General features: G+C 59.1%; 7 protein-coding genes. 4 read left to right on the top strand and 3 right to left on the bottom strand.

Features of this window, described 5'->3' with window-relative positions; all coding sequences use genetic code 11:
- Nucleotides 1–206: 206 nt before the first annotated feature.
- The gene (locus tag IEX53_RS23305) at nt 207–1,166 is read right to left on the bottom strand and encodes a dihydrodipicolinate synthase family protein (RefSeq protein WP_188826561.1); all 960 of its coding nucleotides are present in this window, start codon (nt 1,164–1,166) and stop codon (nt 207–209) included.
- Between the two features lie 120 nt (nt 1,167–1,286).
- Nucleotides 1,287–1,985 carry a GntR family transcriptional regulator gene (locus tag IEX53_RS23300; RefSeq protein ID WP_188826560.1) on the bottom strand — a complete coding sequence of 233 codons (699 nt, stop codon included), beginning with the start codon at nt 1,983–1,985 and terminating at the stop codon, nt 1,287–1,289.
- Nucleotides 1,986–2,207: 222 nt separating this feature from the next.
- On the opposite strand from IEX53_RS23300, the gene IEX53_RS23295 reads away from it, so the two are divergent.
- Nucleotides 2,208–3,185 carry an MBL fold metallo-hydrolase gene (locus IEX53_RS23295; protein ID WP_188826559.1) on the top strand — a complete coding sequence of 326 codons (978 nt, stop codon included), beginning with the start codon at nt 2,208–2,210 and terminating at the stop codon, nt 3,183–3,185.
- Nucleotides 3,186–3,300: 115 nt separating this feature from the next.
- Here the strand turns inward: IEX53_RS23295 and IEX53_RS23290 are convergent, their stop codons facing one another.
- A complete protein-coding gene (locus tag IEX53_RS23290; RefSeq protein ID WP_188826558.1) occupies nt 3,301–4,206 on the bottom strand; it encodes a LysR family transcriptional regulator in 906 nt (301 codons plus the stop codon).
- Nucleotides 4,207–4,597: 391 nt separating this feature from the next.
- On the opposite strand from IEX53_RS23290, the gene IEX53_RS23285 reads away from it, so the two are divergent.
- From IEX53_RS23285 to IEX53_RS23275, 3 genes are all read left to right on the top strand, one after another.
- Nucleotides 4,598–5,053 carry a hypothetical protein gene (locus IEX53_RS23285; protein WP_188826557.1) on the top strand — a complete coding sequence of 152 codons (456 nt, stop codon included), beginning with the start codon at nt 4,598–4,600 and terminating at the stop codon, nt 5,051–5,053.
- Entirely contained in the window at nt 5,050–6,957 is a 1,908-nt protein-coding gene (locus IEX53_RS23280; protein WP_188826556.1) for a pyrroloquinoline quinone-dependent dehydrogenase, read from the top strand. Before IEX53_RS23285 ends, IEX53_RS23280 begins: the two co-directional genes overlap by 4 nt.
- Nucleotides 6,958–7,194: 237 nt before the next feature.
- Nucleotides 7,195–7,905: a DNA helicase gene (locus IEX53_RS23275; protein WP_188826555.1), complete on the top strand. Its 711-nt coding sequence runs from the start codon at nt 7,195–7,197 to the stop codon at nt 7,903–7,905.
- Nucleotides 7,906–8,264: the final 359 nt, after the last annotated feature.

The raw sequence follows: 8,264 nt of genomic DNA, 5'->3' as shown, positions 1-8,264 counted from the left end.
GAATCTATTTTCCGCTAACTTGCAACAACGCTTTTATACTCATGTGCGATTCCCCTACCCTTGCGGGGAGGGTGGCCCGAAGGGTCGGGTGGGGGTGGTGACGGTTTCGCTTCAACGTGCAATTGCAGCGCGCTGCCTTTACCACCCCCATCCGCCCGCTAACGCGGGCACCTTCCCCGCAAGGGGGAAGGAGGGCGCGAGTTTCTTCACGCCGCCATCTTATATTCCTGTTGCAGCGACTTGCTCCAACTCGCGTACCAGTCATTGAACAGCTTGAACTGCTGCTCGACATAGCCGCGCTGGCTGTCGCTCAACACGTCCGATTCGTTGAAGTGCAGCGTGTATTCCTTGTCGCCCTTCAGCACCATCATATGCTTGAAATAGAGCACCAGATCCGGCCCTTCGTCGAAGGAGGAGAGCACTGCGAGCGCGGCTTCCAATTCCAGCGCCAGGCGGCGCGCTTCGAAATCGCCCTTTGCGGCGGCCCGTGAAAGGGCGCAGAGATGCAGCACTTCCTTCGGCAGCACATTGCCGATGCCGGTGATGGCGCCCGTCGCGCCGCAATTGACGAAACCATGGAACACGGCGGTGTCGACGCCGACCATCAGCGTCACCTCGTCATCGCGGCTCGTGATGTTTTCCGCGGCATAGCGCATATCCGCCGGACCGCCGAATTCCTTGAAGCCGACGAGATTGGGATGCTCCGCCCGCAGCGCGAAGAAGAGATCGGCGCGGGTGGCGAAGCCGTAATAGGGGCTGTTGTAGATCACGGCCGGAAGGTCCGGCGCTGCCGACAGGATCGCCTTGAAATGCGCCTTCTGAGCGGCAATGACCGATCCGCGCGACAGCACGCGGGGGATGACCATCAGGCCCTTGGCTCCGACCTTCTGCGCATGGGCCGCATGGGCGACCGCCTGCTTGGTGTTGACTGCGCCCGTGCCGACGATGACAGGGATGCCGGCCTTCGTCAGGCGCTCTACACCTTCCATGCGCTGCTCATCGGTGAGAAGCGGCCAATCGCCCATCGACCCGCAATAGACGACGGCGGACATGCCGGCGGCGATGAGTTCCTGCGCCTTTGTCACCAGCGCGTCATAATCGGGTGTGTGGTCCTCCTTGCAGGGCGTCATCAGCGCGGGGATGCAGCCGGAGAAAATTTGAGCCATGAAAGTCTCCACTAAGTCGCTTAATTGCGGGGGTAATGGCGGGAGTCTCCTCCAGCCTTCCCGCTTACCTTACATCATGTATAATATTTGTCGACAAGATAATTGCCGAACGCGGGGCTCTCAATCCAGCGAGATGGGCCGGGTGGCGCCGCGCGAAACCATGCTCTGAATCTGGCTGACGATCTGGTCGGCATGGGCGAGTGCCAGGCGGTCGCAAGCGTTGATATCCCGCGCCGCTATCGCCTCGATCATCTGCGCGTGCTCGGTGACATAGCGTTTCGGCAATTGATCATTGAACGATGAATAATAAAGCCGCAGGATCCGCTGGTCTTCATCGAGAAGGCGGCAGAAGAGGCCGGTAAAATAGCGGTTACGGCCCGCCTCGGCGATTGCCGCATGGAATTCGCGGTTCGTGGCGATCATTGCCAGCGCGTCCTGCCTTTCGACCGCATGGGCGAAATCCTCCTGCCGCGCCCGGATGATTTCGAGGTCGGCGGGCGTGTGATACTCGCCGGCAAGCCGTGTCGTCACCCGGTACATCAGCGTCAGCGCGTCGAAGAAGGTGTGGAGGTTGAAGAAATCGATGCTGGCGACGATGGTGGACCGGTTGGGCAGCGAGGTCACCAAGCCTTCTCCGGCGAGGCGGACAAGGGCCTCGCGAATGGGTGTGCGCGACATGTCCAGCCGCTCGGCCAGCTGGTTTTCATCGATGGGGCTTCCGGGCGCCAGCACGAGATCGAGAATTTCCTCCCGCAGGATCTCGTAAACATACTGCGCGCCGGAACCGCGCTTTCGTTCTCTCGCAGGCTTTTCCGTCATGACGTTCCTTTAAAGATCGCGCGGGTGATTCAGCGCTTCATAGCATCTGTTCGTGCAGCCGGTCCATTCGGCCTCTTCGGCTCATCATTGTGTCTTCTGGTGAGACAATGCAGGCCGGTTACCGTTACTAATCGCCATCGTCTCCGCCGCTTAGATGTCACGGCGGACCCGGCCACGCTCCCAGGGTCCATGAATGAGAAGATTCGAATTCTGGAGATAAAAATGTACACGCGAAGAAACATTCTGCAGGGCGCCGCTGCCCTCGCCGTTGCAAGCACGAGCTTGGGGAGCACCGGCGCGGCCCTGGCAAAAGCGCCGTTCCAGCCATTTCAGGCGCCGGGTTTTTACCGGCTGCCGTTCGGTCGCTACGAGGTGACTGCGCTTTCGGACGGAACCGTCCCGCTGGTCCTGCCGGAGCTTTACACCAACACCGCCAAGGAACATGCCCAATCGGCGCTCGGCGCGGCCTTTCTGGAGACGCCAACGCAAACCTCGGTCAATGCCTTTCTGGTGAACACCGGCGACCGGCTGGTTCTGATCGATGCAGGCACCGGCACCTATCTTGGGCCGACACTCGGCAAGCTCCTCACCAACCTCAAGGCGGCGGGTTATCAGCCGGACCAGATCGACGACATTATCCTCACCCATATCCACACCGACCACTCCGGCGGTCTGAGTGCGAACGGCAAACGGCTATTCACAAATGCGACGCTGCGGGTAAACCAGCGTGAACTCGATTTCTGGCTGAAGACCCCGGTAGAGAAGCGGCCCGCCACCGCGCCCGCCCAGCATTTCACCGAGGCGAAGGAAAGCCTTCAACCCTATCTCGACGCCGGCAATGTCGAGACTTTCGCCGACAGCGCCGAAGTGCTGCCCGGCATCGGCTCCATTCTGCGTCCGGGGCATACGCCGGGGCATAGCTCCATCGTCATCGAGGATGGCGGGAAGAAGCTGGTCTTCTGGGGCGACATCACCCATGGCGATGTGCTTCAGTTCGACGAGCCGGGCGTTGCGATTGAATTCGATGTCGATCAGAAGAAGGCGGTCGAGACCCGCGCCGTCGCCCTGGAAGAGGCCGTCCGCGACAAATATCTGGTGGCTGGCGCACATATCGCATTCCCCGGCATCGGCCATGTGCGCCGTGACGAAACGAATTACGATTGGGTGCCGGTGAACTACTCGGGCACGGTAGGGAAATAGGCAATAAGGGAGTAGGGGAGTAGGGGAGTAGGGAAAAATAGGTGGACCGTCTGAGGGAAACAGTTTTAGTCTCCCTTACTCCCTTACTCCCTTACTCCCTTACTCCCTTACTCCCTTACTCCAGATCCAGCCGGGGCGCGAGGAAGTCGAGAAACGCCTTGAGCTTCGGTGGCTGGACCCGGTTGCGGGCCCTCAGCGCATAGAGGGTAAATTCGGGACCGGACCATTCGGGCAGGACGCGGACGAGCCTGCCTGCGGCGACATCGGCCCTGACGCGCATGTGGTTCGTCAATTGCAGCCCGTCGCCCGCCAAAAGAAGGCCGTGCAGGCTCTCCGGATCGCCGGCAACCGCTACGGGACGGACCGCAAAATCGCTGTGCGATCCGTCTCGTCCGAGCGGCCAGGAAGGAATGGGCCTGTCGAAATAGATCTGCGTGACGAGACAGGCGTGGTTTTCCAACTCCGACGGGTGGGCCGGCATTCCCCGCCGTTCGATATAGGAGGGGGCGGCGTATATTCCCTTCGGGAGGGTGCCCAGCCTTCGTGCCGTGAGCGAGGAGGAGGCCGGAAGCGGCCCGTTCCAGATGCGGAAGGCGACGTCGATGTCCTTGGCGATGATGTCAGTCACCTCATGGCTCAGGAACAAATGCGGGAAGACATCGGGATAGGCTTTGCGGAAGTCCGAGAGGATCGGCATCAGCATCTGGGCGGAAAACCAATGTGGCGCGGCGATCCTTAGCCAGCCGCGCGGATGCTGCTGCACCTCGCTGACGGCGTTTTCCGCGTCCTCGATATCCTTCACCAGCTTTTCGCAATGCTGGAAGTAGATCGTCCCCGCCTCGGTTAGCCTGATCGCCCGCGTCGTCCGGTGCAACAATTGCGCGCCCAGCCGCTCTTCAAGTTCCCGGACCTTCCTGCTGATCTTCGTTTTCGGCGTGTTCAGCACCCGGGCGGCGGCAGTGAAGCTTCCCTCCTGCACCACCTTCACGAAGGCAAGGGTATCGCTCAAATCGCGCAGCATCGGGGTACTCCGAGAGAATTCAACACAGATGGCCGTTTCTACAGGCCCATGTGTTTCGATCAACCCGGCTTTTCCGAATCAATTCTCACGTCTTGATTGATCCGGCCCTTATGATCCGGCTGTAGGCCGCAGAGAGAAAAGCGCTGAAATTTGGCGCGAACAGCATATATTTCAATGTATTGAATATTAAAACTACATCTATTTGTTTAAATAAGAATCATGGTTAATCTTATAGTATTGACATAAGTATTTCTTCATGGTCTGCCTTTACTATGCATTTAGTATTAATGGCTGGTGCCGACGCAGGTGCGCGCCGCGTTTCGACAATTGAAGAGAAGACCATGCCGGGCGGTGAATTCTTGAACTTCCAAAGACAATGGAGTGACGACACATGAGTCGGGCAGCAAGCGCTACCGGCCTGATTGCCCTTGGGGGGGCAGCGGGCCTGATCATATCTCTTATCGGCTATACGTCCCGTTCCAGCGGAATCGACGGTTCCGGGGGCGCGCTCCTGGTCATCCTTTCGAGCACAGCGATCCTGCTGGCGGCATTGGCGCTTACTATCTGGGCGACGCGGCGGGCCTGGTGGACGGGACTGCTCTACTTCCTGCTGATCCTCGGAATTCTGGGCACCGCCTTCGCCGGTTATATGCTCGACAGCCTGCCGCTTGTGCTCGCCATGGCCCTGTGCCTGATCGGCTGGCTTCTCGCGACCACCATCCGGCGCAATACGCCGTCCCGCCCAACGCGCGTCACGCATAGAACGGCAGCCGCCAGGGTTACCAGCAACACGACCAGAACGAAGTCGAAGACAACGGCGACGGCGAAAAGAAAGGCAACCCGATGAAGCGCACTCTTTCCCTCTGCTCGGGCATCGCACTTGCCGCCGCCCTCGGTTTCGCTCCCGCTATGGCGCAGGACACTACCTGGCCCACCTTCAACGGCGATCTTAAGGCGCAGAAATATTCCCCGGCGGATCAGATCACGCCCGAGAACGTCAGCAAGTTGCAGAAGGTTTGGGAAGTCCACACCGGCGATGTCTCGACCGGCAGCGGCGATATCCCCATGACGGTCTGGTCGGCAACGCCGCTTTTCGTCAATGACACGGTCTATGTCGGAACCCCATTCTACAACATTTTCGCCATCGAGCCGGACACGGGCAAGGTGAAGTGGAAATATGAGAGCAAGGCGCTCCTGAAGGCGCTGACCCAGCCGGACATGAAGACGCGCGGCGTCGCCTATTGGGAAGCGGAAAATCCCGTCGCCGGGCAGCCATGCCAGAAGCGGGTTTATATCGGCACGATGGACGCCAAACTCCATGCGGTGGATGCCGATACGGGCAAGTTGTGCGCCGATTTCGGTGACAATGGCATTCTCGACGTCAATAAATTCAATACGGTCAACGCCATATTCCCGCTTTCTCTGCTGCAGCCGCCGACTGTCCATAAGGATAAGCTCTTCCTCGGCTGGGCGGGTCGCGACTGGACGGACAGCGTCGATCCTCCGGGAACGGTTTTCGCACTTGATGCGCGAACGGGCAAGGTGGAATGGACGTTCGATCCAATCCCCAAGGAAATGCAGTCGAAAACCGGCACGTCCAATGTCTGGGCGAGCATGTCCGTCGATCCGGACCTCAATCTTCTCTATCTGCCGGTTTCTTCGCCAAGCCCAAATTTCTACGGCGGCAACCGGCTTGATCCTATTCCGCTCGCGACTTCGGTGACGGCCGTCGATGCGGACAGCGGTAAGGTTGTGTGGAGCCGTCAACTTGTCCATCACGACATCTGGGATGTCGACGTCAATTCGGCGCCGACACTGATCGATATCGAGAAGGACGGGAAAAAGATTCCTGCGCTTGTCCAGGTTTCAAAGTCTGGCTTCCTGTTTGTACTGAACCGTTATACGGGCGAGCCGATCTATCCGATTGAGGAACGTCCGGTCCCCGCCTCCGATGTGCCGGGCGAGAAAGCTTCTCCGACGCAGCCCTATGTCGCGCGGCCGGAGCCGGTGGTGGCCGACAAATGGCCCGGCGTGTATTGGCTCGCTGATGCGCTGAGCTTCGGCTATTGCAGCCGGAAGGCGGCGGAGTACCGCGACGAGGGCCGCTACACGCCGCCGAGCCTCAAGGGGTCTATCGCCTATCCATCCACCATCAGCGGGCCCGAATGGGGTGGCGGTGCGGTGGATCCGGAAAGTCAGACCTATATTGTCAACCACTCCCTGGTGCCCATGATCTTTACGCTTATTCCGCGGGCCGATTATGATAAGATCCTAGCCAGCGGAGCGAGTGAGGCTGCGGGTGGTTACTCGCCGATGCGGGGCAGCCCTTATGGTATCCAAACATCGTTCTTTCTGAATCCGCTGGGCATGCCGTGCTGGAAGCCGCCCTATGGCCAGATTTCCGCCTATGACCTCAAGACCGGCGATCTGCTGTGGCGCAAGCCCATGGGGGCCGTGCAGCAATGGGGTTTCTACATGCCCGATTCCTGGGGGTCGGTGACCATTGGCGGCCCGGTGATCACCAAGGGCGGGCTGGTCTTCATCGGCGCCTCCATGGATCACAAGGTGCGGGCCATCGACGTCAAGACCGGCGACGTTTTGTGGAAGGATATGGTCGACGCACCCGCCGTCGCCATCCCCGCCGTCTACATGTATAAAGGCAAGCAATATGTGGTCTTCGTCGCCGGCGGCAATTCCATCCTGACGCCGCGCGTCAGCGATCTGGTCGTCGCCTACGCGCTGCCTGATTGAGATCTGAGCGGTGTTCTCTTTATCAACATCAACGCGCATTTCCGGAAGGGAGTGCGCGTTGAAGCTTTTCTATTCGGGTACAATTGCGCTATTCTCCGATTCAGGCGTAGCCTACGCCTCCTCCCTCCCTCCCGGGGAAGCATATGTCATGCCGGGCTATTCCGATCATCGAACCGACTGTTCGAGCGCCAGCATAAGGAGGGATTGCGGAACCTGCTCGCAATAGGAGGTTTATGGATGAAGCTGTCCGCGCCCATTTATCAATTGAAGCGCAAGGCTAGGCAATTATCCCGCCAGTCCGGCATTCCCTTACATGAAGCGCTCAACCGCATTGCCTTTCAGGAAGGGTACCGCGGCTGGAGCCTGCTCGTGAGCCAGGCGTCTGCGCTCACGCCAGCCGGCAGATTGTTCCCGCGATTGGAGCCGGGCGATCTGGTATTGCTTGGCGCGCGGCCGGGGCACGGCAAAACCTTGATGGGCCTGAAGCTTGCCGTGGAGGCTATGAAATCGGGCCATCGGGGCTTGTTCTTCACGCTGGAATATACCGAGAGGGACATTCTGGATCGTTTCAGCGCCATCGGCGTGGAGGCTGCGCAATTTGCCGGATTGTTCGAAGCCGACTGCTCCGAGGCCATCAATGCGGATTACATCATCGAGAAGCTGGCATCGGTCCCGCGCGGAACGCTTGTTGTCATCGACTATCTGCAATTGCTCGATCAGAGACGGGAAAATCCGCCCCTGCCGGTTCAAGTGCAGGCGCTACGGTCATTCGCGCGCAGGCGAGGGCTGATCCTTGTCTTCATCTCCCAGATCGACCGGTCATATGATCCATCGAGAAAGCCGTGCCCCGAGTGGAGTAAGAAGCGCAAATGCGCTTCTCCTCCCCGAACCGTACGTGCACCTTTCAGCGCATACGGCTCTCTGTTCAAGCTTGGCCCATGGCCATAGCAACGTCATGGTAGTGCGACGTGACGGTACTGCGGTCAGCCAGCTCGAACTCGGCAGGTCGAAGAGTCGTTGCCGCTCAATGAATGTTTTTCCTACTCTGTCTCAAGAACGCTGATGTTAAACAGGTATGCGTTTACTGATCGAGGCGATTTAGCTGGGGTTGCAATTGGCCTGAATTGGTAAGCTGCACCGTTTTGATTAAGCTTGTCGATCAGGTTGATCGCGTCCTGCGCGCTTACTAGGAAATGATTTCGCAACACGTCATAGATGGCGGAATATTCGTTGCGTAGGCTGGTCTGTCAACGGCGGAGTAAAAACCGGCCACGGGGCGGAGCAAAAGTCGGCCACTTTCGGCGCGC

Source organism: Paramesorhizobium endophyticum, from assembly GCF_014640615.1.
Lineage (GTDB): Bacteria > Pseudomonadota > Alphaproteobacteria > Rhizobiales > Rhizobiaceae > Paramesorhizobium > Paramesorhizobium endophyticum.
This window is presented reverse-complemented; position numbering and strand designations above follow the sequence as displayed.

Excerpts from the sequence above, each read along its gene's own strand:
- IEX53_RS23300 (WP_188826560.1), bottom strand. The coding sequence starts at position 1,985 with ATGACGGAAAAGCCTGCGAGAGAACGAAAGCGCGGTTCCGGCGCGCAG.
- IEX53_RS23285 (WP_188826557.1), top strand. The coding sequence starts at position 4,598 with ATGAGTCGGGCAGCAAGCGCTACCGGCCTGATTGCCCTTGGGGGGGCA.
- IEX53_RS23295 (WP_188826559.1), top strand. The coding sequence starts at position 2,208 with ATGTACACGCGAAGAAACATTCTGCAGGGCGCCGCTGCCCTCGCCGTT.
- IEX53_RS23280 (WP_188826556.1), top strand. The coding sequence starts at position 5,050 with ATGAAGCGCACTCTTTCCCTCTGCTCGGGCATCGCACTTGCCGCCGCC.
- IEX53_RS23305 (WP_188826561.1), bottom strand. The coding sequence starts at position 1,166 with ATGGCTCAAATTTTCTCCGGCTGCATCCCCGCGCTGATGACGCCCTGC.
- IEX53_RS23290 (WP_188826558.1), bottom strand. The coding sequence starts at position 4,206 with ATGCTGCGCGATTTGAGCGATACCCTTGCCTTCGTGAAGGTGGTGCAG.
- IEX53_RS23275 (WP_188826555.1), top strand. The coding sequence starts at position 7,195 with ATGAAGCTGTCCGCGCCCATTTATCAATTGAAGCGCAAGGCTAGGCAA.